At 67.6% G+C, this 26,279-nt stretch carries 23 protein-coding genes; 8 read left to right on the forward strand and 15 right to left on the reverse strand.

Annotated features, from left to right (window positions below; genetic code table 11):
- Positions 1 to 96 precede the first annotated feature (96 nt).
- The 4 genes from TSH20_RS17885 to TSH20_RS17900 all read right to left on the reverse strand — a co-directional run bounded on the left by TSH20_RS17885 (position 97) and on the right by TSH20_RS17900 (position 6,437).
- Positions 97 to 846: an electron transfer flavoprotein subunit beta/FixA family protein gene (locus tag TSH20_RS17885; RefSeq protein WP_109075981.1), complete on the reverse strand. Its 750-nt coding sequence runs from the start codon at positions 844 to 846 to the stop codon at positions 97 to 99.
- Between the two features lie 180 nt (positions 847 to 1,026).
- Positions 1,027 to 2,691: an acyl-CoA synthetase gene (locus tag TSH20_RS17890; RefSeq protein WP_109075982.1), complete on the reverse strand. Its 1,665-nt coding sequence runs from the start codon at positions 2,689 to 2,691 to the stop codon at positions 1,027 to 1,029.
- Between the two features lie 154 nt (positions 2,692 to 2,845).
- Complete coding sequence (locus tag TSH20_RS17895; RefSeq protein WP_109075983.1) at positions 2,846 to 3,568, reverse strand: response regulator transcription factor; 723 nt, start codon at positions 3,566 to 3,568, stop codon at positions 2,846 to 2,848.
- Positions 3,569 to 3,647: 79 nt separating this feature from the next.
- Complete coding sequence (locus TSH20_RS17900) at positions 3,648 to 6,437, reverse strand: cache domain-containing protein (RefSeq protein ID WP_109075984.1); 2,790 nt, start codon at positions 6,435 to 6,437, stop codon at positions 3,648 to 3,650.
- Positions 6,438 to 6,668: 231 nt separating this feature from the next.
- On the opposite strand from TSH20_RS17900, the gene TSH20_RS17905 reads away from it, so the two are divergent.
- The gene (locus tag TSH20_RS17905; RefSeq protein WP_109075985.1) at positions 6,669 to 6,992 is read left to right on the forward strand and encodes a DUF485 domain-containing protein; all 324 of its coding nucleotides are present in this window, start codon (positions 6,669 to 6,671) and stop codon (positions 6,990 to 6,992) included.
- On the forward strand, positions 6,989 to 8,671 hold the full coding sequence (locus TSH20_RS17910) for a cation acetate symporter (protein WP_109075986.1): 1,683 nt from the start codon (positions 6,989 to 6,991) through the stop codon (positions 8,669 to 8,671). Before TSH20_RS17905 ends, TSH20_RS17910 begins: the two co-directional genes overlap by 4 nt.
- A 62-nt stretch (positions 8,672 to 8,733) precedes the next feature.
- Here the strand turns inward: TSH20_RS17910 and TSH20_RS17915 are convergent, their stop codons facing one another.
- Both TSH20_RS17915 and TSH20_RS17920 read right to left on the reverse strand, forming a co-directional pair.
- The gene (locus TSH20_RS17915; RefSeq protein ID WP_109075987.1) at positions 8,734 to 8,955 is read right to left on the reverse strand and encodes a hypothetical protein; all 222 of its coding nucleotides are present in this window, start codon (positions 8,953 to 8,955) and stop codon (positions 8,734 to 8,736) included.
- A 53-nt stretch (positions 8,956 to 9,008) separates the two neighbouring features.
- Positions 9,009 to 11,048, reverse strand: a complete 2,040-nt coding sequence (locus TSH20_RS17920) for an ATP-binding protein (protein ID WP_109075988.1) — start codon at positions 11,046 to 11,048, stop codon at positions 9,009 to 9,011.
- A gap of 306 nt (positions 11,049 to 11,354) precedes the next feature.
- On the opposite strand from TSH20_RS17920, the gene TSH20_RS17925 reads away from it, so the two are divergent.
- Together TSH20_RS17925 and TSH20_RS17930 are read left to right on the forward strand one after the other, a co-directional pair.
- A complete protein-coding gene (locus tag TSH20_RS17925) occupies positions 11,355 to 11,597 on the forward strand; it encodes a hypothetical protein (RefSeq protein WP_085087450.1) in 243 nt (80 codons plus the stop codon).
- On the forward strand, positions 11,594 to 11,836 hold the full coding sequence (locus TSH20_RS17930) for a hypothetical protein (protein ID WP_109075989.1): 243 nt from the start codon (positions 11,594 to 11,596) through the stop codon (positions 11,834 to 11,836). The genes TSH20_RS17925 and TSH20_RS17930 overlap by 4 nt, the downstream gene beginning before the upstream one ends.
- 28 nt (positions 11,837 to 11,864) lie before the next feature.
- Here TSH20_RS17930 and irrA read toward each other — a convergent pair whose 3' ends face one another.
- From irrA to TSH20_RS17945, 3 genes are all read right to left on the reverse strand, one after another.
- On the reverse strand, positions 11,865 to 12,290 hold the full coding sequence (irrA, locus tag TSH20_RS17935) for an iron response transcriptional regulator IrrA (RefSeq protein ID WP_109076053.1): 426 nt from the start codon (positions 12,288 to 12,290) through the stop codon (positions 11,865 to 11,867).
- Positions 12,291 to 12,509: 219 nt separating this feature from the next.
- Positions 12,510 to 13,907: a nitronate monooxygenase gene (locus tag TSH20_RS17940; protein ID WP_169055036.1), complete on the reverse strand. Its 1,398-nt coding sequence runs from the start codon at positions 13,905 to 13,907 to the stop codon at positions 12,510 to 12,512.
- 265 nt (positions 13,908 to 14,172) lie between these two features.
- Positions 14,173 to 14,916, reverse strand: coding sequence for a glycerophosphoryl diester phosphodiesterase (locus tag TSH20_RS17945; RefSeq protein WP_109075991.1), 744 nt, complete (start codon positions 14,914 to 14,916; stop codon positions 14,173 to 14,175).
- A gap of 66 nt (positions 14,917 to 14,982) precedes the next feature.
- Between TSH20_RS17945 and TSH20_RS17950 the strand changes: the two genes are divergently transcribed.
- Positions 14,983 to 16,020 (forward strand): lysine-2,3-aminomutase-like protein, encoded by a 1,038-nt coding sequence (locus TSH20_RS17950; protein ID WP_109075992.1) that lies wholly within the window; start codon positions 14,983 to 14,985, stop codon positions 16,018 to 16,020.
- Positions 16,021 to 16,030: 10 nt separating this feature from the next.
- Here TSH20_RS17950 and TSH20_RS17955 read toward each other — a convergent pair whose 3' ends face one another.
- The 6 genes from TSH20_RS17955 to TSH20_RS17980 form a co-directional block, all read right to left on the reverse strand.
- Positions 16,031 to 16,369, reverse strand: coding sequence for a GIY-YIG nuclease family protein (locus TSH20_RS17955; RefSeq protein ID WP_247874485.1), 339 nt, complete (start codon positions 16,367 to 16,369; stop codon positions 16,031 to 16,033).
- Between the two features lie 79 nt (positions 16,370 to 16,448).
- The gene (locus TSH20_RS17960; RefSeq protein ID WP_109075994.1) at positions 16,449 to 16,979 is read right to left on the reverse strand and encodes a TspO/MBR family protein; all 531 of its coding nucleotides are present in this window, start codon (positions 16,977 to 16,979) and stop codon (positions 16,449 to 16,451) included.
- A 46-nt stretch (positions 16,980 to 17,025) separates the two neighbouring features.
- Positions 17,026 to 18,051, reverse strand: a complete 1,026-nt coding sequence (gene holA / locus TSH20_RS17965; RefSeq protein ID WP_109075995.1) for a DNA polymerase III subunit delta — start codon at positions 18,049 to 18,051, stop codon at positions 17,026 to 17,028.
- A gap of 18 nt (positions 18,052 to 18,069) precedes the next feature.
- Complete coding sequence (lptE, locus tag TSH20_RS17970) at positions 18,070 to 18,627, reverse strand: LPS assembly lipoprotein LptE (protein WP_247871093.1); 558 nt, start codon at positions 18,625 to 18,627, stop codon at positions 18,070 to 18,072.
- Positions 18,614 to 21,184, reverse strand: a complete 2,571-nt coding sequence (leuS, locus tag TSH20_RS17975; protein WP_109075997.1) for a leucine--tRNA ligase — start codon at positions 21,182 to 21,184, stop codon at positions 18,614 to 18,616. The genes lptE and leuS overlap by 14 nt, the downstream gene beginning before the upstream one ends.
- A gap of 96 nt (positions 21,185 to 21,280) precedes the next feature.
- On the reverse strand, positions 21,281 to 21,820 hold the full coding sequence (locus TSH20_RS17980) for a DUF3576 domain-containing protein (protein WP_109075998.1): 540 nt from the start codon (positions 21,818 to 21,820) through the stop codon (positions 21,281 to 21,283).
- Between the two features lie 335 nt (positions 21,821 to 22,155).
- Between TSH20_RS17980 and TSH20_RS17985 the strand changes: the two genes are divergently transcribed.
- The 3 genes from TSH20_RS17985 (at position 22,156) to TSH20_RS17995 (ending at position 26,227) form a co-directional block, all read left to right on the forward strand.
- A complete protein-coding gene (locus tag TSH20_RS17985; RefSeq protein WP_109075999.1) occupies positions 22,156 to 23,316 on the forward strand; it encodes a porin in 1,161 nt (386 codons plus the stop codon).
- Between the two features lie 352 nt (positions 23,317 to 23,668).
- Positions 23,669 to 24,763 (forward strand): porin, encoded by a 1,095-nt coding sequence (locus tag TSH20_RS17990; RefSeq protein WP_109076000.1) that lies wholly within the window; start codon positions 23,669 to 23,671, stop codon positions 24,761 to 24,763.
- A 375-nt stretch (positions 24,764 to 25,138) separates the two neighbouring features.
- Positions 25,139 to 26,227 (forward strand): porin, encoded by a 1,089-nt coding sequence (locus TSH20_RS17995; RefSeq protein WP_109076001.1) that lies wholly within the window; start codon positions 25,139 to 25,141, stop codon positions 26,225 to 26,227.
- The last annotated feature ends 52 nt before the right edge of the window (positions 26,228 to 26,279 follow it).

Consider the following 26,279-nt stretch of genomic DNA (forward strand, 5'->3'; position numbering starts at 1 on the left):
GTGGGGGAGGGGGAAAGTGCTGATGCGGGAGAGCGGCGGCAGTTCCCTCCCCTGCGTAGCGGGGGAGGGTTAGGGTGGGGGCACCGGAGCCGGCGCTCAGATCACCCGCGCCTCGTTCTTCAGCTTGTCGACCAGCGTGGCAACGTCCGGCACCTTGATGCCGGCCTGACGCTTGGCCGGCTCGGCCACCTTCACCGTGGTCAGCCGCGGCGTCACATCGACGCCCAGGCTGTCCGGCGTGACGGTCTCCAGCGGCTTCTTCTTCGCTTTCATGATGTTGGGCAGCGAGGCATAGCGCGGCTCGTTCAGACGCAGGTCGGCCGTCACCACCGCCGGCAACTTCAGCTCCACGGTCTCCAGGCCGCCGTCGATCTCGCGGGTCACCGCGACCTTGCCGTCGCCGGCAACGATCTTCGAGGCGAAGGTGCCCTGGCCCCAGCCGAGCAGCGCCGCCAGCATTTGGCCGGTCTGGTTGCAATCGTCGTCGATCGCCTGCTTGCCGAGGATCACCATCCCCGGCGCTTCCTTCTCGACCAGCGCCTTCAACACCTTGGCGACGGCCAGCGGCTGGGTCTCCACGTCGGTCTGGACCAGGATGGCGCGGTCCGCCCCCATGGCGAGAGCGGTGCGCAGGGTCTCCTGCGCCTGGGCCGGGCCGATGGAGACCACGACGATCTCAGTCGCCGCACCGGCTTCCTTCAAGCGCACCGCCTCTTCGACGGCGATCTCGTCGAAGGGGTTCATCGAGAATTTCACGTTGGACGTCTCGACGCCGGACTGGTCGGTCTTGACCCGGATCTTGACGTTGTAATCGACGACGCGCTTTACGGCGCAGAGGATCTTCATGGCGCGGGTCCCCTAAGGATTGGGCAGCGTGTGGGCATGGGGGGACTTGCCCCCACCCCGACCCTCCCCCGCTGGGCGGGGGAGGGGGCGGATGCTTGCAGAGACATCGCAAAGGACGGCGGCAGTCCCCTCTCCCGCGAAGCGGGGGAGGGTTAGGGAGGGGGCAAAAAGCCCCGCCCCTTACAGCCCCTCGGTCTGCTTGCGCAGGACGTATTTCTGGATCTTGCCGGTCGAGGTCTTCGGCAGCGGGCCGAACACCACCGTGCGCGGGCACTTGAAGTGGGCCATGTGCGACCGGCAGAAGGCGATGATATCGGCCTCGGTCGCGGTGGCGCCGTCCTTCAGGGTGACGAAGGCGCAGGGCGTCTCGCCCCACTTCTCGTCATGGCGGGCGACGACGGCGGCCTCCAGCACCTCGGGGTGCTTGTAGAGGACATCCTCAACCTCGATCGACGAGATGTTCTCACCGCCGGAGATGATGATGTCCTTCGAGCGGTCCTTGATCTCGACGTACCCGTCCTCGTGCCAGACGGCGAGGTCGCCGGTGTGGAACCAGCCGCCGGTGAAGGCCTCTTCGGTCGCCTTGGGGTTCTTCAGATACCCCTTCATGACGTTGTTGCCGCGCATCATGATCTCGCCCATGCTGCGGCCGTCCTTCGGCATCGGCTCCAGCGTGAAGGGATCGGCGACGATCACCGCCTCCAGCATCGGGCCGCGCACGCCCTGGCGGGCCTTGATCGCCGCCTTCTCGTCCAGCGACAGGCTGTCCCAGCGGTCGTGCCAGACACAGACCACGGTCGGGCCGTAGCATTCGGTCAGGCCGTAGACGTGGGTGACTTCCCAGCCCATGCGCTCCATGCCGGCGATGACGGCGGCGGGCGGGGCGGCGCCGGCCACCATCACCTTCACCTTCTGCTCGATGCCCTGCTTCAACTCCGCCGGGGCGTTGTTCAGCATGTTCAGGACAATCGGCGCGCCGCAGAAGTTGGTCACCTTCTCCTCGCGGATCAGGTTCAGCACGGCGTCGGGGCGGACCTGACGCAGGCAGACGGCGGTGCCGGCGGTGACCGCGATGGTCCAGGGGAAGCACCAGCCGTTGCAGTGGAACATCGGCAGCGTCCACAGATACACGGGCGCATCGCCCATGTTCCAGGACAGCGCGTTCGACACCGCGTTCAGGTAGGCGCCGCGGTGGTGATAGACGACGCCCTTCGGGTTGCCGGTGGTGCCGGAGGTGTAGTTCAGCGCGATAGCCTGCCATTCGTCGGCCGGCGGGGTCCAGGGATGCTCGGTGCCGACGTCACTAATGAAGGCCTCGTAATCGCGGTCACCGATCAGCTCGCCGCCGGTGTAGGTCGGATCGTCGATGTCCACCACCGGGATCGGCGAGTCCAGCAGGGCCAGCGCCTTCTTGGCGACGCCGGAGAACTCGCGGTCGACGATCAGGATCTTCGCCTCGCCATGCTTCAGGATGAAGGCGATGGCCTCGGCGTCCAGGCGGGTGTTGATGGCGTTCAGCACGGCCCCGGCCAGCGGCACGCCGAAATGCGCTTCGAACAGCTCCGGCGTGTTGGCGGCCAGCATGGCGACGGTGTCGCCGGTGCCGATGCCCAGGTTCGCCAGCGCCGCGGCCAGACGGCGCACGCGGACGAAGGTCTCCGCCCAGGTCCGGCGGACCGGGCCGTGGACGACGGCCAGACGGTCGGGCCACACCGCGGCGGCGCGCTCCAGGAAGGTCAGCGGCGTCAGGGCGACGAAATTGGCGGCGTTGCGGTCGAGATCGCGCTCGTACGGATTGGCGCGGACATCGACGCTTTGATTCGCCGCGGCGGCAGTTTCACTCATCGGACCGTTCTCCCCAGGGGTTCTTTGTTGCGCGCCGACATTGGGCGCGGCGGTGTTGGAAACAGCCTCTACCAGATCAGCTTTGCGCAACTTTCTCAGGATTATGACCAATTGTTATTGGCGTTGTTTCACGGCGGCGCGAGGGGGTGCCCCGTTACCGCAACCACGTCACGTCTCCCGCGAACAGGTACCCGGCGCCGTAAACGGTCTTGATCAGCCGCGGCGCGCGCGGGTCCTCCTCGATCTTCTTGCGGATGCGCGAGATGCGGACGTCGATGCTGCGGTCATAGGGAAAGTCGTCGCGGTCCTGGTCGGGACCCTGCAGATGCTCGCGCGACAGCACGCGCTTGGGCGCCTTCAGCAGCATCAGCAGAAGCGAGGCCTCCGCCGCCGTCAGGCTTTCCTGCCGGCCATCGTCGGCGGTCAGCGTCAGGTTGCCCAGATCAAACACCCAGGGGCCGAAGCGCGCCCGCGCGGTCTCGGCCGGGGCGGCGGCGCTGGACAGCTGTTCGCGGCGGCGGATGGCGCTGTTGACGCGGGCCACCAGTTCCCGCGACTCGAACGGCTTCACGATATAGTCGTCGGCCCCCAGCTCCAGCCCCAGCACGCGGTCGGAGGTGCCGCCGCGCCCGGACAGGATGATGACGCCGAACCGCACATCCTCCCACAGCTCGCGCACCAGGGTCAGCCCGTCCATGTCCGGCAAGCCGAGATCCACCAGGCACAGGTCGGGGGCCTGTCGCTGGATCGCCGCCCGCGCCTCCCGCCCGCTGGCCCAGCAGGACACGTCATAACCGTAGCCCTCCAGAACCTCCGTCACCAGCCGGCGGATGTCGGCTTCGTCCTCGACCACATAGATGCGCTTCTTCTGTCCCACGCGCGTTTCCCCTCGGCACTCGTCGCCCTGCATTTTTTCAGGTGCGTTCTATCAGGTGCGTTCTCTGGGCCCGATCATATCAGGCCGGCGCGGGTTCGGCGGCGTGGCCGATGGCCGCCACCAACTCCCGCTTGTCCCATGGCTTGCGCAGTATGACGGCATCAGCGGGGACGTCGCCATACTCGACGGCGAATCCGCTGACCAGAACCACCCGCATCGCCGGCCGCAGCAGCCGGACGCGCCGCGCCAGCTCCACCCCGGACAGGCCGGGCATGACGATGTCGGAGACCAGCAGCGACAGCCCGTCGATCTGCTCCACCAGCTCCGCCGCCTCGTCGCCGCTGGCCGCCTCCACCACCGAGAAGCCGAGGTCCACCAGCTGCTGGCGCATCACCTGCCGCACATCGTCGTTGTCCTCCGCCACCAGCGCCAGCTGGCCGGACCAGCCGCCGGGCTGCGGTTCGGCCGAAGCCGGATCGGCGTCCTGCAGGCGCGCCACCGGCTCGGCGCGCGGCAGCAGCAGGGTGACGGCGGTGCCCTCCCCCGGCCGGCTGTCGATGCGCAGATAGCCGCGCGACTGCTTGACGAAGCCGTAGACCATCGACAGACCCAGCCCCGACCCCAAGGCCTTCGTCGTGAAGAAGGGTTCCACCGCGCGGGCCAGCGCCTCCGGCGTGAAGCCGGTGCCGGTGTCGCTGACGCGGATTTCCAGATAATCGTCGGGCCGGACCGGCTCGTCGAAGGACTGGTCGCCCTCCACCCTGCGGATGCCCACCGCGATGTCGAGCCGCCCGCCGTTGGCCATGGCGTCGCGCGCGTTGATGGCGAGGTTGACCAGCGCGTTTTCCAACTGGGTCTGGTCGGCGATGGTCCAGCACTCCCGCCCCTCCTCCGGCACGCCGATGGCGATGGAGCTGGGGAAGGAGCGGCGCAGCAGCACCGCCATGTCGCGCAGCAGGCCGCACAGCTCGATCGGTTCCGGCTTCAACGGCTGCTGGCGCGAGAAGGCAAGCAGCCGGGCGGTGATGTCGGCGCCGCGGCGGCCGGCGCGCTGGGCCGGCTCCAGATAGGCGTCCAGCCCCTCCACCGCGGCGTAGCGGTCGCGCGCCGCCGACAGGTTGCCGATGATGATCGACAGCAGGTTGTTGAAGTCGTGCGCCAGCCCGCCCGACAGCTGCCCGACCGCCTTCAGCCGTTGCGCCTCCACCAGCTGGCGTTCGGTCTGCTTCTCGTCGGTGATGTCCAGCGTCAGGACAAACAGGCCGGTGACGGCGCCCTCCTCCAGTCCGCCCTCGCCGCGATGCGGGATCAGCGTCGTCTTGGTCACGATGTCGCGGCCGTCGCGCGGGAAGGCATATTCGAAGGTCACCACGTTCCCCGACAGGCAGCGGTCGAGATGGGAACCGAGCGCCGCCATGGCGCGCCGGCCGACCACGGCGGCAAGGTCGCGGCCGATCACCTCGGCCTTGTCGCGCCCGACCAGTTCGGCCCAGCGCAGGTTGGCGAAGGTCAGCCGGCCGTCGCGGTCCAGCCCGGCGATGCAGGCGGGAATGGCGTCCAGGATCACGCGCTGCCGGGTTTCCGCCTCCGCCAGCGCGGCGGTGCGGTCGCGCACCCGGCTGTCCAGCGTGGCGACGGTGTCGCGCAACTGCCGGACCATGCCATCGAAGGCGGTTCCCAGCAGCCCGATCTCGTCGCCGCGGCGGATGCCGCTCTGGGCGTCGAGGTCGCCGGCGCGCACCTGCGCCGCGGTGTCGGCCAGACGGCGCAGCGGCCGGACCAGCCGACCGACCGCGATGTAGCCCAGCAGGCTGCCCGCCGCCATCAGCGCCATGCCGATGGCGAGGATGCGGTTGCCCAGCACCACCGACGACCGCCGCAGCTCGTCCACATAGACCGACGAGGCGATGTACCAGTCGAAGCCCTCGAAATGCCGGACCCAGCTGATCTTCTCGTAGGCGTAGTTGCCGGGATCGTCGGGCTTGTCCCACAGGTAGGTCAGCGGCTCCCCCTTGGCCGCGGCAACCTTCAGATCCTCGGCGATCGGGCGCCCGGTGGCCGAATTCAGGCGGTCGCCGAAGGCCGTGCCCTCGATGTTCGAATTCGGGTGGATGATCATCCGGTTCGCCGAATCGAAGATGTAGAGATAGCCGGTGCGGGCGATCCGCAGCTTGCGCAGGGCCTGCCGCAGATCCTCGATGGCCTCGGCCTTGCGCCGCTCCACCTCGGCATCGACGTCGGCCAGATAGGCGCCGGTGCCGACGATGATGCCGCGCTTCGACAGATCCTTGAAGAAGCTGAGCTTCGGCGCCCGCTCGTCACCGTTGGGCCGCCACCACGGATAGGTCTGGAACCCCTCCCCCTCGCGCTTGGCGGTGGCGACGATGGTGGGCAGGATGTGGCGGCCCAGATTGTCGCGCAAATCGTCGGACTTCCGTCCTTCATAATCGGGCGACGGGTGGGACAGGATCACCGAGTCGTAGCCGATGGCCCAGACATAGTCGCCGTTGCCGTAGCGGAAGGCGTGCAGCCCCTCCATCGCCTCGCGCCGGGCCTCCTCCATCGTGATCTCGCCACGGTCGGCGCGGGCATAGACATGCTCGATATAGCCGACCGCCAGTTCCAGCACATCGCGCAGGCGGGTCTTGTACGACTCCACCGTCGACGTCCGCTGTTCCTCCAGCCCGACGCGGATGCGGCTGACCAGTTCGAACACGTTGTCGAGGATGGTGCGGCTGGCGTCGCGTTCGATCTCGTAAGCCTTCTCCTCGATGAACGGGACCGAGAAGACATAGGCCGCGGCGGAGAACAGCCCGAGCGAGATCAGGATCGCCGAGAACAGCCGGAGGAACAGGGGCGAGCGGATCATTTTCCGGACGGGGACGGCAGGATGCGGGAATTGGGGAGTTGCCGCCATCATCCCAGCTTCGCCGCCGCGCCTCAATGCGAATCGGTGGGATTGTTACCTGAATTGCGCTGAAACAATTCGTCATATTTCCGGGAAATTTGCGAAACAGTGTTTTGTTAGCCGAAAAGCCATAAGCCGAATCCCATCAATTTGGGTCGGGCACCACAAGGACGTCCAGCGTCTGGAGGAAACATGCACTCCCCCGCCAACAATCCCGTTTACGAGAGGGTTCGCCGGAACCCCAAATTCCACGAGCTGGTCCGCCAGCGCAGCCGGCTGGCCCTGGTCCTGTCGGCCGTCGTGCTGGTCGGCTATTACAGCTTCATGATGGTGGTCGCCTTCGCGCCGGACCTGCTGCACAAGCCGATCTCCGACGAGTCGTCGCTCAGCGTCGGCTTTCCCATCGGGGCGGGGATCATCATCCTGTCCTGGCTGCTGACCGGCGTCTACTCCCACTTCGCCAACGGCCGTTTTCAGGACCTGACCGACGAGATCACGCGGGAGACGCTGCAATGACCGCCCGCCGGATCCTCCTCGCGGCGGCTGCCGCCACCCTGTCCGCCACCCTGTCCGCCGTGCCGGCGCTGGCCGCCGGCGATGTCGGGCAGCTGGAAAAGCAGCCGATCAACCTGTCGGCCATCGGCATGTTCATCGCCTTCGTGCTGATGACGCTGGGCATCACCTATTGGGCAGCCAGCCGCACCCGCTCCACGTCGGACTTCTACACCGCGGGCGGCGGCATCACCGGCTTCCAGAACGGTCTGGCCATCGCCGGCGACTATATGTCGGCCGCGACGCTGCTGGGCCTGTCGAGCCTGGTGTTCGCCAAGGGCTATGACGGCTTCGTCTACACCATCAGCTTCTTCGTCGGCTGGCCGATCATCCTGTTCCTGCTGGCGGAGCGGCTGCGCAACCTCGGCCACTTCACCTTCGCCGACATCGCCTCATATCGGCTGGACCAGGGCAAGATCCGCACCTTCGCCGCCATCGGCTCGCTGACGGTGGTGTGCTTCTACCTGATCGTCCAGATGGTCGGCGCCGGCCAGCTGATCAAGCTGCTGTTCGGGCTGGACTACAACATCGCGGTGATCGTGGTCGGCGTGCTGATGGTGGTCTACGTCACCTTCGGCGGCATGATCGCCACCACCTGGGTGCAGATCATCAAGGCGGTGCTGCTGCTGGGCGGCGGCATTCTGCTGGCTTTCCTGGCGCTGTCGCGCTTCGGCTTCAGCCTGGAGGCCATCGCCAAGAGCGCCATCGCCGCGCACAAGGACGGCGTGAAGATCATGGGGCCGGGCACGCTGCTGGCCGACCCGGTGTCGGCGGTGTCGCTGTCGCTGGGCCTGCTGTTCGGCACGGCCGCCCTGCCGCACATCATGATGCGCTTCTTCACCGTTCCCAACGCGCGCGAGGCCCGCAAGTCGGTCTTCTACGCCTCGGGCTTCATCGGCTTCTTCTTCCTGATCGTCTGCGTTCTCGGCATGGCGGCGATCACCATCGTCGGCACCGACCCGCAGTTCTTCGAAGGCGGCAAGGTCGGCGGCAAGCTGATCGGCGGCGGCAACATGCCGGTGATGCATCTGGCCAAGGCGCTGGGCGGCGACCTGTTCCTGGGCTTCCTGTCGGCGGTCGCCTTCGCCACCATCCTGGCGGTGGTGTCGGGTCTGGCGCTGGCCGGCGCCTCGGCCATCGCCCACGACCTCTATGCCCGCGTCATCCGCAAGGGCGAGGCGACGGAGCGCGAGGAGATGCGCGTGTCCAAGATCGCGTCGCTGGTGCTGGGCGTGCTGGCCGTGGTGCTGGGCATCGCCTTCGAGAAGCAGAACGTCGCCTTCCTGGTCGGCCTGACCTTCGGCGTCGCGGCGTCGGTGAACTTCCCGGTGCTGATCCTGTCGATGTACTGGAAGGGCCTGACCACCCGCGGCGCGCTGGCGGGCGGCATCGCCGGCCTGATCTCCGCGGTCACGCTGGTGATCCTGTCGAACGCCGTGTGGGTCGTGGTGCTGAACAACCCGGCGCCGATCTTCCCCTACGAGCAGCCGGCCCTGTTCTCGATGACGCTGGCCTTCCTCGTCACCATCATCGTGTCGAAGCTGGACAGCAGCGCGTCCGCCCGTGCCGAGCGCGAGGCTTTCGAGGACCAGTTCGTCCGCTCCCAGACCGGCATCGGTGCCGCCGCCGCGGCCAAGCACTGACGGCCTGACGGTCCAATGAAGGGCGCCCTTCCCCAGCCTCGGGGAAGGGCGCTTTTCTTTTGTCAGCCCGCCGAAACGCTGTTGTCCTTGCGGCGCGACAGCTGCACCTGCCCGTCCAGGCATTTGACGTAGCCGGTCTTGCCCGGCTTCAGCCCGTCGAGGATGGTCACCAGCGCCCGCGGGATCGCCGCGAATTCCTTGGAGCCGCGCGACTGGCCGTTGTAGGCGGCGATGTGCTTGCGCACCTCCTCCTTGGACACCGGCTTCCCGTCATTCCCGATCATCTCGTCCGCCTTTCGATCCGCGCCATCGCCAACAGGCTTGATTGCCGACAGGCTTACGCCGGCAACCCGTCCGCCGCAACCGGCGGGCCGACACGGGTCGCCGGAAAGCGGATGGTGGCGGTGGTGCCGCGGCCCGGCTCGCTTTCGATCGACAGGCTTCCGCCATGCAGGGCCATCAGGTCGCGGCAGATCGACAGCCCCAGCCCGGTGCCGCCGAACCGTCCGGGGATGCTGCTGTCGGCCTGCTGGAAGGGCTCCAGGATACGGGTCAGCGCCTCGGCCGGAATGCCGATGCCGGTGTCGCGCACGGCGATGGCGATCCCGCCGTCCTCCTCCTGCGCCGCGCTCACCGTCACCCGGCCGCCGCGCGGGGTGAATTTCACCGCGTTCGACAGCAGGTTCAGCAGCACCTGCCGCAACGCGCGCTCGTCGGCCAGCAGGCCGGGCAGGCCGGGGGCGCAGTCGACCGCCAGCAGCACGCCGCCGGCGTCGGCCGGCACCGCGGCCAGCGCCCGGCAATTCTCGATTGCCCCAGCCGGTTCCAGCCAGCTTTCATCAAGCGTGTAGCGCCCGGCCTCCAGCTTCGACATGTCCAGCACGTCGTTGATGAGGTCGAGCAGGTGCCGGCCGCTGTTCTGCACATGGCGGGCATAGTCGCGGTAGCGTGGGCTGCCCAGCGGGCCGAACAGCTCGTGCAGCATGATGTCGGAAAAGCCGATGATGGCGTTCAGCGGCGTGCGCAGCTCGTGGCTCATGGTCGCCAGGAAGGCGCTCTTGGCGCGGTTGGCGGCCTCCGCCTGATCGAGCGCCGCGGCGAGCCGCGCGGCCGCCTCCACCCGTTCGGTGATGTCGCGCGCCTCGACCACCAACACCGTCACGGCGCCCCGGTCGTCGAACACCGGCTTGATCGTCACGTCCATCACGCGGGTCGTGCCGTCGGTGACCACGTCGGTCTCATAGCGGACGAATCGTCCCGCCGCCGCCTTTTCGATGGATTGACGGAATCCCGCCGCCAGCTCGTCGGTGCGGGCCCAGCCGCGGAACTCCCAGGCGCGGCGCCCGACCAGGGCTTTGGCCGGCAACCCGGCCAGCGCGCAGGCCGGCTGGTTCAGCGCCAGAACCCGACCATCGGGCGACAGCAACCCCATGATCTGGAAACTGCTGTCGAACAGCGCCTGCGACCGCCGGTCGCTGGCCCGCAACGCCTGCGTCGTCGTCTCCAGCCGACCGAGCTGCCGCAAGGCCAGCAGGGCCAGCAGCGTCACCACCACGGAGACCGCCGCGGTCTCCAGGACGCGTTTCCAGCGGTCGTTGTACCAGCCGGCCAGCACGTCGTCGGTGCGGATGCGGACATAGACGTACAGCGGCAACCCCGCCACCCGGCGGACCGTGCCGATGCGCTCGCGCCCTTCCGCCGGGTCGAAGCCGGACAGCGTCCGCGCGGCTTCCCCGGCGGGCAGCCGCGGCAGAAAGGCGGCGAAGGCGGCGCGATCCTGGTCCAATCGCAGGCCGGTCCGCGAATAGGCCAGGACCGCGCCGTTCTCGCGATAAAGCAGGATGATGCTGAGCGGCCCGATGGTCTGGCTGGCGTAGAGCCGGGTGAAGCGGTCGAGGTCGAGCACCGCCACCGCCACGCCGCTGCCGTCCGTCAAGGGCCGGGTCATGGCCGCCCGCCAGCCGCCGTCGGCCGTCTGGTATGGCCCGACGAAGGCCGCCGAACCGTCGCGCACCGCATCGGCCAGCGGGGTCCCGGCGACCGAGGCCGGGGCGTCCAGCCCGGCGGCCTGCCGCACCCGCCCGTCCCGCTCCACGATCAGCATGCTCCGCAGCGCCGGTCCGGGACCGGACTCCACGCCCGGGGGCTCTGCCGTGTCGCTCAGCAGATGAGCGGGGATCTGCCCGCTCACCGTCATCGCATGCAGGGAATAGCCGGCTACGACGATGACGCGGCGGGCATCCTCCTCCAGAAGGATCGACAGGTTGACGGTCTGGCGCAGCCCGTCCTGGATCGCCCGGTCGCGCGCGCGGTCAAGGTCGGCGTAGGCGACCAGCCAGAAGCCGGCGATCACCGCCACAAGCAGGCCGATGCGCAACGCGGCGACCGGCGGCAGGGACGATAAGCGCCACCGTCTCCCGCGTGCGCCACCGTCCGGTTCGGAGAGATCCGTCAAAGAGAATGGTCCGCCGCATCTGAATTCTGAGATGGCGTCAAGCCGGAAAGGCCGGACGCGGCGAACTGTAGCATGCCGATGCGGGGCATTTCACGTTCGCACACCCCTGATCCGTGCAGAACCTGCAACGCGGTGCATGATGCCCGGTTCGGGAAAAGTTTGGCTCGACAAAGCCGCCCGCCCGCGCTTCTCTGCCCGACGACGATGTGAGGGAGGGTCCGGACCGGCATGCTGCAGGATTTCATCGATGGCCTGAGTCAGGGGCCGTTCTTGGGGCTGATGCTGTTCCAGATCGCCATCGTCTGGCCCTTGTCGCGCATCCTGCGGCGGGCCGGCTTCTCGCCGCTGTGGGCCCTGTTCTCGCTGGTTCCGCTCGGGCATGTCGTCCCCATCGGCGTGATGGCGCACAGCCGCTGGCCGGTCCTGCCGGCGCGTCAGGCGCGCAAGGTCAAGGCACGGAGGACGGCATGACGGAGACCGTGATCCATCTGGGCTTCTGGGAACTGCTGATCGGCTCGATCGTCACGATGTACATGCTGATCGCCGGCGGCTGGGTCCTGGCCAAGGCCGGGCGCAGCCCGCTGTGGATCCTGCTGCTGCTGTTCCCTTACATCAACGTCCTGGCGGTGTGGGCCTTCGCCTTCATGCGCTGGCCCTTCGTCGACCGCGCGCCCAACGCCGCCGAACCGGGACCGGCCGACAGGAACTGAGCGCGGAACCGGATCGGTAAAAGCAGGTTCAGCAATCGTCCTGGATCAGGCGGACGATCACGTCGACGCGGGCGACGCGGGTGCCGGCGGGAGCGGCCGGCAGGTTCTGCACCATCACCCGGTCGGCGGGGATGTCCTCCAGCCGGCCGGTGGATTCGACGAAGAAATGGTGGTGATCGCTGGTGTTGGTGTCGAAGTAGGACTTCCCCGCCTCCACCACCACCTCGCGCAGCAGGCCGGCGGCGGTGAACTGGTTCAGCGTGTTGTAGACAGTCGCCAGCGACACCGGCAGGTCGGCGGACAGCGCCTCGCCATGCAGCTGTTCCGCGGTGACGTGCCGGTCGCAACCTTCGAACAGCAGCCGGGCAAGGCCGAGGCGCTGGCGGGTCGGGCGCAGACCGGCACCGTTCAGCCGGTCAAGGACTCGCTTGAAGGGACGTTCGGCGGTCATCATGGGCGTGGCCCCCGTACTGTCGACATCGGGATCGAACACATGGTCCGGGACGGAACCGCGGCACATGGCCGCAATCCGTTCAACTGTAAAACCATTCGGAAAGGCCACGCAAGTTATTGTCGCACCGACGTCAACCGGACGGCACACGCGCGGCGGGCGAATGCAAAGGCCGCCGGCAGTCTCCCGCCGGCGGCCTTGCCCGTCCAATGATGCGCCCGGTCAGTAACCGGTGGCGATCCGTTCGACCAGCTGCTTCACCGTGGGGATGAAGCCGTCGTTGTAGTAGGGATCGCTGGCGAAGCGGTAGGCATTGTGCCCGGCGAACATCAGCTGGTTTTCGCAGTCGTCGGTGTGGCTGACCGCCTGGAGCGTCTTCTGGATGCAGAAGGAGCGCGGATCGGCGCGCTTGCCCGTCGTCCCCTCCTCGTTCTGCGCCCAGTTGGAGAAGCCGCAGGCCGACAGGCAGCCCATGCAGTCGACCTGATCGTGCAGGATCTTCTCGGACTGCTGGGGCGTGACGAAGACCAGCGTGCTGTCCGGCGTCTTCAGCGCGGTGGTGAAGCCCTGGGACAGCCAGCCCTCGGCGCGCTGCTTGTCGCTTTCGGTCACATAGACCGGACGGCCGCGCGGACCGACCGGGAATTCGGCCGAATGCTCGCCCACCGGCTTGGACAGATAGGCGACCTGACGTTCGGACCGCCCCATCAAATCCAGCAGGAACGGGTTCTTCACCGCCGACGAATAGAAGCCGGTGGGGGAGAAGCGGTTCAGGAAGACGTCGCCCGGCTGCAGCGCGACCAGCTTACGCTTCCACGCCATGGAGATCGGGCTCTCCTGGGTCAGCAGCGGACGGGTGCCGAACTGGAAGGCGACCGGACCCAGATCGGGGTTGTCGATCCAGTCCTCCCACTCCGACAGCCACCAGACGCCGCCCGCCATCACGATGGGGGTGTCGTTCAGGCCGAAGCTGTTCATCATCTGGCGCAGGGCCAGGACGCGGGGGAACGGATCCTCCGGCTTCTGCGGATCTTCCGAGTTGGACAGGCCGTTGTGACCGCCGGCCAGCCACGGATCCTCGTACACCACGCCGCCCAGATGGTCGCGGAACTTGTGGTAGGCGCGCAGCCACAGCGCGCGGAAGGCGCGGGCCGACGAGACGATCGGATAGTAATGGACGCCGTAGCGCACGGCGATCTCGGCCACCTTGTAGGGCATGCCGGCGCCGCATGTGACGCCATGGATCAGACCCTGGGCGCCTTCCAGCACGCCGTGCAGGATGTGCTCGGCGCCGCCCATCTCCCACAGGACGTTCATGTGGATACGGCCGTTGCCGTTCGACGTCTCGTGCGCGATGCGCGCCTGGGCGATGCCGCCCTCGATGCCGAAGGCGATCAGCTCGTCATGGCGCTCGCGCCGGGTCTTGCCCTTGTAGATCTGCGGCAGAAGGTTGCCGTTCTCATCATAGCTGTCGGCGTTGACACCCGAGAAGGTGCCAATCCCGCCGGCCGCCGCCCAGGCGCCGGAGCTTTCGCCGTTGGACACGGCAATACCCTTGCCACCCTCGACGAGCGGCAAAACCTCCCGGCCGGACATCGGCAACGGCTTCAACGCCTTCAACGAACCCTCCAAAGACCGAACGTGGCATCCCGTGGGACGCCGGACCAAAGCGGCGGATACCAGACGACGAAAGGCTCCACCGGAATCCGCGTGGGTTCCGGCGGGATCGCCAGTGCGGTTCTATATATGAGGAATTGGCGCGCCCTACGAGCGGATTCATCCCCCCGCGCAAAAAACGTTCACGATTTGCCGCAGTCGCGAACGGAAGCGTCAGCGTGTCGACCGGTCCCCCGGCGGATCATCTGGCGGACCATCAGGCGCCCGATCAGGCGAGCGGCCCCAGCTCCTGCGCCAGCCGGCCGGGCGCGTCGGTGAAGACCGCCGACACGCCCCAGCCGAACAGCGTCCGGGCACGATCGGCGTCGTTGACGGTGTAGGACAGCACCGGCCGGCCGGTGGCACGGTATTCCGCCACGCTGTCGGCGGTCTGGCGGCTCTGGTCGACGTTCAGGGTTGCCGCCCCGATGCGGTCGGCGATGGCGGCCCAATCGGCCGGCGGGTCCCACAGCAGATAGCCGCGCGGGATCTCCGGCCACAGCCGCTGCGCCACCTCCAGGCAGGGAACCTCGAAACTGGAGAGCAGGAGCGGCCGGTCGGACGGCCACAACGGCCGCAGCGTGTTCAGCGCCACCTCCGCCGTGATCTCCTCCTGCCCCGGATAAGGCTTGATCTCCAGGTTCAGCCCGAGGCCCAACTCGCGGATCAGGTCCACCGCCTCCTCCAGCGTCGGCACCCGTTCGCCGACGAAGGCGGCGTCGAACCAGCGTCCGGCGTCGAGCTGCTGCAACGCCGCCAGATCCAGCAGCGGCACGGCGCCGGTGCCGGTGGTGGTGCGGTCCAAGGTGTCGTCGTGGATCAGCACCGGCCGCTGGTCGCGGGTCAGCATGACATCCACCTCCACCCAGCGGGCGCCCTGGCGGGCGGCTTCGCGGATCGAGGCGAGGGTGTTTTCCGGGGCGCTTTCCTTGGCGCCGCGGTGGCCGATCAGGCGGGGAAGAGTCGACAGCATGGGTCTCGCAGGAGTAAGAGCGGTCGCTTTCCTACATGACCCATTCCGTCGAAGCGGGAAAGAGCGATGAAGGCCCTGCACAGCGTTTCCGATCTGGTGGCCGCCGGGCTGATGACTCCCGAAGCCGGCGAGGCCGTACGTACGGTCGCCGACCGCTATGCCGTGGCGCTGACCCCGTACCTGCGCGAGACGCTGGCCGGACGTACGGACCCGGAGGATCCGCTCTATGCCCAGTACGTCCCCTCCCCCGCCGAGGCGTACAGCACGCCGGAGGAGCTGGAAGACCCGATCGGCGACGGCGCGCGCAGCCCGGTGAAGGGCATCGTTCACCGCTATCCCGACCGGGTTCTGCTGAAGCCGCTGCATGCCTGCGCCGTCTATTGCCGCTTCTGCTTCCGCCGCGAGATGGTCGGTCCGGGCGGCGAGGCGCTGACCGCCGACGAGCTGGACGCGGCACTCGCCTACATCCGCGATCACCAGGAGGTGTGGGAGGTCGTCATCACCGGCGGCGATCCGCTGCTGCTGTCGCCGCGGCGGCTGCGCGGAATCGTCCAGGCGCTGTCGGCCATGCCGCATGTCGGCATCGTCCGCCTGCACAGCCGCATCCCCGCCGCCGACCCGGAGCGCGTCACCCCGGAACTGCTGGAGGCGCTGACCGCCCCCGACCTCGCCACCTGGGTCGCCGTCCACATCAACCACGCCGACGAGCTGACACCGCCGGTGGGCGCCGCCCTCGCCCGGCTGGTGGAGGCCGGCATCCCGCTGGTCGGCCAGACCGTGCTGCTGAAGGGCATCAACGACAGCCATGCGGCGCTGGAGGCGCTGTTCCGCGGCCTGGTGCGCAACCGGGTGAAGCCCTACTATCTGCACCACCCCGACCTTGCCGCCGGCACCAGCCATTTCCGCCCCACCCTGGCGGAGGGGCAGGCGCTGGTGACCGGCTTGCGCGGCCGGCTGTCCGGCCTGTGCCAGCCGACTTACGTCCTCGACATTCCCGGCGGCCATGGCAAGGCCCCCGCCGCCGCGGCCTGGATCGAGGAGCAGGGCGAGGGCCGCTATCACGTGACCGACTTCACCGGCCGGGTCCACGACTACCGGGGCTGAGCCCTTCCGCTCAGATCGCCTCCGCCCCCATCGCCGCGATCCAATGGGCGACCCGCGCCTTCAGCGCGGCGGTGCGGGCGAAGGCAAGGTCCTCGTCCTCAAGACGCTCGACGATTTCGAAGGCCAGCGACTCAGGCCCATGGGCGTTCCATGCCGCCTGCAGGCTGCGGTGCGGACAACCGCCCATCTTCAACTGGAACCACAGGCGGTTCTGGATCTTGTCGAGATCGGGCGCGCCGCCCACCCACACCGCACCGGCGGCCCCACAGCGGACGGCGAACACGCCGGCCACGCTCTTGCGCTCCTTGTAGGCCGCCACCGCCGCCTTGCGATCCTCTTTGCCAACCACGTCCAGCCTCGCCGCATGCATCATCGTTCCCGACTGGTTATACCCGGGTGATATTCGATGCAAGGGTTTTATCCGGGTATTATCCCCAGAGGGCCGGAGTGCGGAACAGCGGATCGGGGTTGATCAGCGCGTTGTGGACGCCGACCACCGAGGCGAAGCCGGTCCACAGGATCAGCGGCGTCCAGATCAGCGCGATGCTGCGGTCGTCCCGCGCCACCAGCGCGATGCAGGCGGAGGTGATGACGAAGAAGGACACCGTCCAGGCCGCGGCGAGGATCGAACTGCCCAGCGTGAAATAGACGAGGCTGAAGGTGGCGTAGATCACCCAGGTCACCGCCTGCAGGCCGATCAGCAGGCCACGGCTGCGGATTCGCCGCGCCGGGTCGAGCAGGCGGATGTCGCCCCAGATCTGGAAGACGTTCAGCGTGAACCACATCACCGGGAACACCCATCCCGGCGGCTGCAAGGGCGACGGCTGATGCCCGGCGAAGGGCTGGCCGCCGCGTTCGACGAAGCCCCAGGCGTTGACGATGACCCAGAACAGCAGGGGTTGCCACCAGCGCACCCGGAAGGGGGCGGGCGGTGGCGCGGTGTCTATGGCGTGGCTCATGCCCCGCCAGATAGCGCGCGGCCCCCAATGGTCAAGTCAGCGCCCGTTAACGCCGCGCGCCCAGCGAAGCCAGCTGGAACAGCACGCGGGCGCACAGCGTCTCGTCCGGCATGTTGGTGCGCTTGCAGTCGGCCTCGGCGTCGACCAGCCGTTCCAGCGCCTGCCGGACATGGTTGGGCGACCAGTGGCGCGCCTGTTTGACCAGCCGGGTCTTCAGCTTGAAGAAGACCGGCGGGCGCAGCGACTCGACGGCGGCCTCCGGCGACTTGCCGGCGGCGACCTGGGCGGTGAGCAGTTGCAGGCGCTGGAAATGGCGCTGGGCGCCGCGCAGGATCGGCACCGGCGAGGTGCCCTCGGCGAACAGCCGCGCCAGCGAGCGGTCGAGCGTGGCGAAATCGCCCTCCGCCGCCGCCCACACCGGCTCGTCCATCGACAGGGCGGCGCTGTCGCCGATGCAGGCCTGGGCATCCTCCAGCCGCACCCGCTTCTCGCCGCCCATATAGAGCGCCAGCTTCTCCGCCTCGCCGCGGGCCACCATGCGGTCGCCGACGAGGTTGGCGGCCAGGAAGCTCAGCACGTCGGGATCGGCGGTCAGCCCATGGCCATGCAGGATGTCGGCGATGACGCGGCCGAGCGACGCCTCCTCCTCGACATAGCAGGGGATCGCGGCGGCGGCATCATCCCCCTCGAACAGAAGCCGCAGCTTGGAGCGGGCCGAGAGGTCGCCCGACTCGACCACCACAAGACTGTCGCCCGGCGGCAAATTCTCGAAGAAGGCGGTGAAGGCGGCGGTGGCGTTGTCCTCCGCGTCGCGGACACGGATCAGGCGCCGGCCGCCGGTGAAGGAGATCGCCGCGGCCTCGTCCGCCAGCCGCGCCGGATCGTCGGCGATCGCGCGCCCCAGGAACTCGGCGACGCGGAACGGATCGGACAGGTCCTGCACCACCGTCTTGCCCATCGTCTGGGCGCGGTCGCGCACGAGGCCCGAGTCGGGGCCATAAAGCAGCACCGCCCGAACCTTGCGGTCCGGGCTGCGCAGAAATCCGTCGATCGCCTTGGGCTGGAGCTTCACCCGTGCATCCCCGCCCGGTCAGGACCCGCGGCCGAGATACATGGCGACGCGGGTGGTGATGTCGTTGGAAATGTCCTCGAGCGCCCGGTCATAGGCGCTCCGCACCGTCTCGATGGCAGCATAATGCTGTTCCAGCGTGTTGTAGCTGATCATCGAGCGCGAGCTGGACTGGAACACCACCTGACCGGTCTGAGTGTCGGTCAGCCGGTAGGGGGCGTTGACCAGCAGCTGGGCGCGCACGGCGGTGGCGTCCTTCTGCAGGGCCAGCTTCTGCTCCGACGCCGACAGCGCCACATCCAGCCGGTAGCGCGGATTGCTCGGCCGCTCCGACGGATAGAAGTTGTCGATCAGCAGGTTGCGGAGCTTCTGCCCTTCCCGGTTGGGGATCGACGCGATGTCGACCTCCATCAGCCGGTCGGCCGCGGCGGCTCCAACCCCCTGGCCACCGTAGAGCGGCTGGAAGCCGCAGCCGGACAGCGACAGGGCGGACAGACCGAGCGCGAGGGCGAACAGCCCCCGCGCCACGGTCTGCCGGATCGGGCTCCGGCGGAACAGTCTGGTATCAGACGACGACATTGATCACCCGGTTCGGGACGACGATGACCTTGCGCGCCGGCTTGCCGTCCATGGCGCGCTGGACGTTGGCGTCGGCAAGCGCCGCCTGCTCCGCCGCGTCCTTGTCCATGTCGCGCGGCAGCTCCAGCGTGGCGCGCAGCTTGCCGTTGACCTGGACGGCGACCTTGACGCTGTCCTCCACCACCAGGGCGGGGTCGGCTTCCGGCCAGGGCTGGTCGGCCAGCAGGGTGGTGTGCCCCAGCTGCGCCCACAGCTCCTCGCCCAGATGCGGCATCATCGGGCCGACCAAGCGGACCAGCGACTCGAAGCCTTCGCGCAGGACCCAGGCCTCGCCCTCGCCCTTGCCGTCCAGCTCGCCCAGCGCGTTGGACAGCTCGCGGACACGGGCGACCGCCTTGTTGAAGCGGAACTTGTCGAGATCCTCCGACACGCCGGCGATGGTCTTGTGGACCAGACGGCGGGCGGCTTCGGCCTTCGGGCCGAACGACTCAGGTCCAGGCGTGCCGGCGGCGGGCAGCTCCACCGGCGCCTCGGTCACCATCCGCCACAGGCGGTTGATGTAGCGCCACGCGCCGTCGATGCCCGCCTCGGTCCATTCCAGGTCGCGTTCCGGCGGGCTGTCCGACAGCATGAACAGGCGGGCGGCGTCGGCGCCATAGGTGCCGATGATGTGCGCCGGGTCCACCACGTTCTTCTTGGACTTCGACATCTTCTCGACGCGGCCGACATTGACCGGCGCGCCGCTGTCGGCCCGGACCCACTCGCCCTTGTCGTTCCTGGTCAGGTCGGTCGGGGCCAGCCAGGCGCCGGTGCCGGCGTCCTTGTAGGTCTCGTGGTTGACCATGCCCTGGGTGAACAGGCCGGTGAACGGCTCCTCCAGATCCAGATAGCCGCAGGTCTTCAGCGCGCGCGTCCAGAAGCGGCTGTAGAGCAGATGCAGGACCGCATGCTCGATGCCGCCGATATACTGGTCGACGCCCAGCCAGTAGTCGACCGAGTCGCGGGTGAAGGCGGCATCCTCGATCTTCGGCGAGCAGAACCGGGCGAAATACCAGGACGACTCGATAAAGGTGTCGAAGGTGTCGGTCTCGCGCAGCGCCGGCTTGCCGCAGGTCGGGCAGCTGGTGTGCTTCCAGGTCGGGTGGTGGGCCAGCGGGTTGCCGGGCTTGTCGAAGGTCACGTCCTCCGGCAGCACGACCGGCAGCTGGTCGTCCGGAACCGGGACGATGCCACACGACTCGCAGTGGATGACCGGGATCGGGCAGCCCCAATAGCGCTGGCGCGACACGCCCCAGTCGCGCAGGCGGTACTGGGTGGTGCGCTCGCCCTGGCCCGCCGCCTCCAGCCGCTTGCCGGCCTCGTCCTTGGCCGACTCGGTGTCGAGTCCGTCGAGGAAGGCGGAGTTCCGCAGCACGCCGGGGCCGGTGTAGGCGTCGGACCCGACATCGAAGGCCGCCGGATCGGCGTCGGCGGGGATCACCACCGGACGGACCGGCAGACCATACTTGCGGGCGAAATCCAGGTCGCGCTGGTCATGCGCCGGGCAGGCGAAGATCGCGCCCGTGCCGTATTCCATCAGCACGAAGTTGGCGACATAGACCGGCAGCTCCCACGACGGATCGAAGGGATGCACGACCTTCAGGCCGGTGTCGAAGCCGCGCTTCTCCGCCGTCTCGATCGCTTCCTCGCTGGTGCCCAGCCGGTTGCACTCGGCGATGAACTCGGCCAGTTCCGGGCTGGACGCGGCCAGTTCGGCGGCCAGCGGGTGATTCGGGGAGATCGCGGCGAAGGAGGCGCCGAACAGCGTGTCCGGACGGGTGGTGAAGACCTCCAGCTCGTCCTCGCGCCCCTTGATTTTGAAGCGGAAGCGGACGCCGGTGGACTTGCCGATCCAGTTCTCCTGCATGATGCGGACGCGCTCGGGCCAGCGGTCCAGCGTCTCCAGGCCCTTCAGCAGGTCTTCGGCATAGGCGGTGATCTTCAGGAACCACTGCGACAGCTTGCGCTTTTCCACCAGCGCGCCGGTGCGCCAGCCGCGGCCGTCGATCACCTGCTCGTTGGCGAGAACGGTGTTGTCCACCGGGTCCCAGTTCACCCAGGATTCCTTGCGGTAGGCGAGGCCCGCCTTCAGGAAATCCAGGAACATCTTCTGCTCGTGGCGATAATACTCCACGTCGCAGGTGGCGATCTCGCGGTCCCAGTCGATGGACAGGCCCATCGTCTTCAGCTGCCCGCGCATGGTCGCGATGTTCTCGCGCGTCCAGGCGGCCGGGTGGACCTTCTTCTCCAGCGCGGCGTTCTCGGCCGGCAGGCCGAAGGCGTCCCAGCCCATCGGGTGCAGGACGTTGAAGCCCTTGGCGCGCTTGAAGCGCGCGATCACGTCGCCGATGGTGTAGTTGCGGACATGGCCCATGTGGATGCGCCCCGACGGATAGGGGAACATCTCCAGCACATAGTATTTGGGCCGGGAGGCGTCCTCGCGCGCGGTGAAACAGCCCTTGCCGTCCCACACGCCCTGCCACTTCGCCTCGGTTTCCTTGACATTGTAACGCGACATGAGCGCGACGCCGTTTTCCGTTGTACCAGATGCTCGAAAGCCCGGGGGACCGCCCAGGGGCAGCCTGGGGGTCGCCCGGGGAGGCCGGTCGCCGCGTCAGCGGACCGCGGCGTTCTGCGAGACGCGAAGCTGGCGGGCGCGGGTCAGCACCGCATCCTCCAACTGGCCGGCGGTTTCCGGCCCGACCGCGACCTCGCGCCAGTCGTTGCCGGTCCGTTGCTGCTTGAACACAGAAACCCGGACGCCGTCGGCGCGCAGCTGGCGGTCCATGATGTAGAGGTTGACCTTGAAGCGCTCGTTCGGCGAATCGGGCGGGGTGTACCAGTCGGTCAGGATCACGCCGCCGAACGGATCGGCCGAGGCGATCGGCATGAAGGACAGCGTGTCGAGCGAGGCGCGCCACAGGAAGCTGTTGACGCCGATGCCGCCGGCGCTGTCCTGGTCGCCGCCGCGCTTGTTCTTGCCGAACAGGTTCAGGCCGCCGTCGGTGCCGAGCAGGCTGCCGAACTTGTAGTCCTTGTTCTTCATCTGCTCTTCGACGGTTTCGGTCTTGCCGCCCCAGCTTGCGCAGCCGGCGATCGAGACGGAAGCCGCGAGCAGTACAGGGACAAGGCGAAGGGCGGTCGAACGGCGCATGGTCGGGAACCCGGTTCAGAAATGGGGATGCCGCGCGCGAGTCACGCGCGGAATGCCGGTGAACAGACCATAAGTGGACGGCCCCACGCAACAGCGGAAGCGTCTTTGCCCCGCCTCGCGACAACAGGACGACAACAGGCGGGGCCTGCCGGCTTCGACTGTGGCGGGGCGGACAGGGGGGGTCTTCTTAGTGTGCTCCGTGCGACACACTGTCCCCCCAATGCAGCAATCGGGGAGATTTGCCGCTTGCTGGCAAGGGCGGGGGTGCGTACGAAAGTCTCAGCCAGGACGTCAACCAGGCTGAAACATCTGCTGCCAGGATGGAGGCAACAATCATGAACCGTTATCTGCTGGCCGGCGCCGCTGCCGCCGCTCTCGCCCTCGGCGCTGGCGCCGCCAACGCCCAGGCCAAGTTCGAAGTCAAGGTCGGTGGCGACGCCTACTTTGAGGCCGGCTACGTCGATCAGGACCTGGACTCCGGCCTGCGCTCGACCGAATTCCGCAACCGCATGCGCATCAACATCATCCCGTCCGCCAAGGCCGATAACGGCCTGGAGTACGGTGCCCGCATGCGTATCCGCGCCAACTCCGGCGCCAACAACGCCCGTACCACCGACGCTGACCGCGCTTACATCTTCGCGCAGGGCACCTTCGGTCAGGTCCGCATGGGCGTGACCAACTCGTTCAACGACGAGACCTACGTCTCGGCGCCGACCGACTACCTGCCGCTGGCCCTGGTCGATCAGGTCCAGAACTACTTCGGCCCGAACACCAACATCGGTGGCAACGGCCCGGCCGCGACCGTTACCGGCAACAGCATCATTTGGCCGTCGCTGAACCCGGACGGCAACTCCACCAAGATCGTCTACTTCTCGCCGCGTTTCGCCGGTCTGCAGCTGGGCGCCAGCTACACCCCGCGTAACGACAGCTCGGGCACGGACGTGAACCGCGTCAAGCCGGTCGGCACCTTCGCCGGCGGCGGCAACGGCACCTACACCGACATGGTCGAAGTCGGCGCGAACTACAACAACACCTTCGGCGGCGTGACCGTCAAGGGCAGCGCCGGCTACTACTGGGGCCAGGCCGTCGACAACGTCGCCGGTTCGAACTACAAGGACCTGAACGCCTGGCAGGTCGGCGCCACCGTCGGCTACGCCGGCTTCAGCATCGGCGGCAGCTACACCGACTTCGGCAAGTCGGGCCTGAACGACCGTACCGGCCTGTTCACCGAGTCGACCCGCAACTGGGTTATCGGTGCTCAGTACACCACCGGCCCGATCGTCGTCGGCGCCAACTACAAGAACGGCAAGGACGCCGGCTCGGTTGCCATCTCCGGCGATCGTGAGCTGCAGGTCTACGAAATCGGCGTCGGCTACACCGTCGCTCCGGGCCTGACCCTGCAGGCTCAGTACGACTACTTCGACCTGGATGCCGAGACCTCGGCTCTCAGCGACAAGGGCAACGTCGTGCTCGTCCGCACCATCCTGGCGTTCTAATCGGTCTTCCGATCAGACGTCCGGAAACGGAAAGAGAGGGCGGTGGCTTCGGCCACCGCTCTTTTTTTATGCCCAATTTTATGCCCGCGGCGTGGGCAGGACGCCCAAATCCTGGGCCGCTCATGCGTCAAAAAAACGGCATAGTCGATTTTCCTTTTCTTTTCAGAGAGTTACCGGTGTGGTTTTCCCGCAACTGTGTTGCGGATGCGTGAAAGCACGTCGGTTTCCCCCTTGTGGCGCCGAGCAACTCGCGATTAAGTCATTCCCATAAGGGCCCCGGCCGGAAGGTCACGGCCGACAAGACAACCGCCGCTCCCGGTCAAACGGGGCGTACGCACAAGGATGGCAATCCATGAAGCGCTCTCTCGTTATCGGCTGCGCAGCCGTCGCCCTCGCCGCCGGCTGCGGCACCGCCTCGGCCCAGTCCAAGTTCGACGTCCTGATGGGCGGCGACGCCTTCTTCCAGGGCGCCTATGTCGACCAGGACAATGACAACGGCCTGCGCAAGACCGAGTTCGCCAACCGCTTCCGCCTGACCGTCACCCCGACGGCCAAGGCCGACAACGGCCTGGAATACGGCGCCCGCCTGCGTCTGCGTGCCAGCAACGGCACCAACAACGCGCGCAGCACCGACTACGACCGCGCCTATATCTTCGTGAACGGCACCTTCGGTTCGGTGCAGGCCGGCGTGACCAACGGCCCGTCGGACGACTCGGGCGTCATCGGCCCGAACGTCGACGGCATCTCGGGCAGCCCGGACGGCTTCTACGGCCTCTACTACGGCGTCACCTCGCTGCCGTACGTGACGGGTTCGCTGCGCACGCTCGAGTCGGGCGACGCCAGCACCAAGATCGTCTACTCGACCCCGAGCTTCGCCGGCTTCAAGCTGTCGGCCGCCTACACGCCGACCTACGGCAGCAGCGGCACGGACGTGAACCGCCGCAAGAACGTCACCTACAACGACATGGGTGAAATCCAGGCCTACTATAAGGGCGCCTTCAGCGGCGTCGGCCTGGAAGCCAGCGTCGCCTATCAGTTCGCCCAGGCCCCGACCGGCTTCGAAGATCTGTCGTCGATCCACACCGGCGCCACCATCTCCTACGGCGCCTTCGCCCTCGGCGGCAGCTATGCCTTCAGCGGCGACAGCGGCTATCGCAAGGGCCATACCGGTGTCGACGACAACCAGGTCTGGCTGGTCGGCGCCCAGTACACCCTGGGTCCGGTGATCCTGGCCGCCACCTACACCGACGCCAAGGGCGCCAATGTCGGCACCGGTGCCGCCACCGCCGCCGATTATGCCCGCGCCCACATCTATCAGGCCGGCGTGACCTACACCGTCGCCCCCGGCCTGACCACGGGCCTGGAGTACAGCTTCGTCGACAACAAGTCGGGCGGCGTCAACAACGATGCCAACATCGTTCTGTGGGACACCCGCTTCGCTTTCTAAGAAGCAGGCTCCTGGCAGCAGACGCGAAGGCGGCGGAGAAATCCGCCGCCTCTTTTTTTGTTCCCCCGGATGCCGTGCCCCGTTTTGCCCGCCGGCGCACAGGACCATCACGACGCGCCCAGCGAAGGGGTTACCCCTTTCCGGTGACAAAGCGGCGATCTCCTTGCAAGCAATCGCCAGAAAATCGCCAAATACTTATTATATGAATTCACATGATCCGGGAGTGCGTGTTTTTCCCATCACTGTCCTCGGGATGCGGAGACTTCCACCATATCGGTCACTTGCCGGTCGACCGGTGACGGGATTAAGTTTTGGAGCATAAGACACCGCTCGCGCCTCTCTCCGATGGGGCGCATGCATCCGGGATGACATGCCATGAAGCGCTCTCTCGTCATCGGCTGTGCAGCCGTCGCCCTCGCCGCCGGCTGCGGCACCGCCTCGGCCCAGGCCAAGTTCGATATCCTGTTGGGTGGCGACGCCTATTTCCAGGGCGCCTATGTCGACCAGGACAATGACAACGGGCTGCGCCAGACCGAGTTCGCCAACCGCTTCCGCCTCAACATCACGCCGACGGCCAAGGCCGACAACGGTCTGGAATACGGTGCCCGTCTGCGCCTGCGCGCCTCCGGCGGCACCGCCAACAACCGCAGCACCGACAGCGACCGCGCCTTCATCTTCGTGAACGGCGGCTTCGGCACGGTGCAGGCCGGCGTGATCAACGGCCTGTCGGACGAATACGGCATCATCGGCCCGAACGTCGAAGGCATCGAAGGCTCGCCCGACGCCCAGTTCCTGAATTATTACGTGAACGCCAACGGCGCCCCCTATGTGCTGGGCAGCCTGCGCACGCTGGAGTCGGGCGACGCCAGCACCAAGATAATCTACCTGACGCCGAGCTTCGCCGGGTTCCAGGTCGGCGCCGCCTACACCCCGGTGTACGGCAGCAGCAACACCGACGTGAACCGCCGCAAGAACACCACCGCCTATCACGACATGGCCGAGGTCCAGGCCACCTACAAGGGCGCGTTCGGCGGCTTCGGCGTGGAGGCGAGCGCCGCCTACCAGTTCGCCAAGGCGGCCAGCGGGCTCGAGGACCTGTCCTCGGTCCATGTCGGCGCCAATGTGTCCTACGCCAACTTCAAGGTCGGCGGCAGCTACGCCTTCAGCGGCGACAGCGGCTATGCCACCGGCACCCGCGGCGTGGACGATCAGCAGCTGTGGATCGTCGGCGCCAACTACACGATGGGTCCGGTCATCCTGGCCGCCACCTACACCGACGCCAAGGGCATCGACAGCAACTTCGCCGGGCTGAACTCCCGTGCCCATGTCTGGCAGGCCGGCGTGACCTACACTGTGGCGCCGGGCCTGACCACGGGTCTGGAATACAGCTATCTCGACAACAAGGTCGGCGGTGTGAACAACGACGCCAACATCGTCCTGTGGGACACCCGCTTCGCTTTCTGAGCGCACGCGGGCCCGGACGGCACGAACGCGAAAGGCGGCGGAGACATCCGCC

The sequence above is a fragment of the Azospirillum sp. TSH20 genome (genome assembly GCF_003115935.1).
Classification (GTDB): Bacteria; Pseudomonadota; Alphaproteobacteria; order Azospirillales; family Azospirillaceae; genus Azospirillum.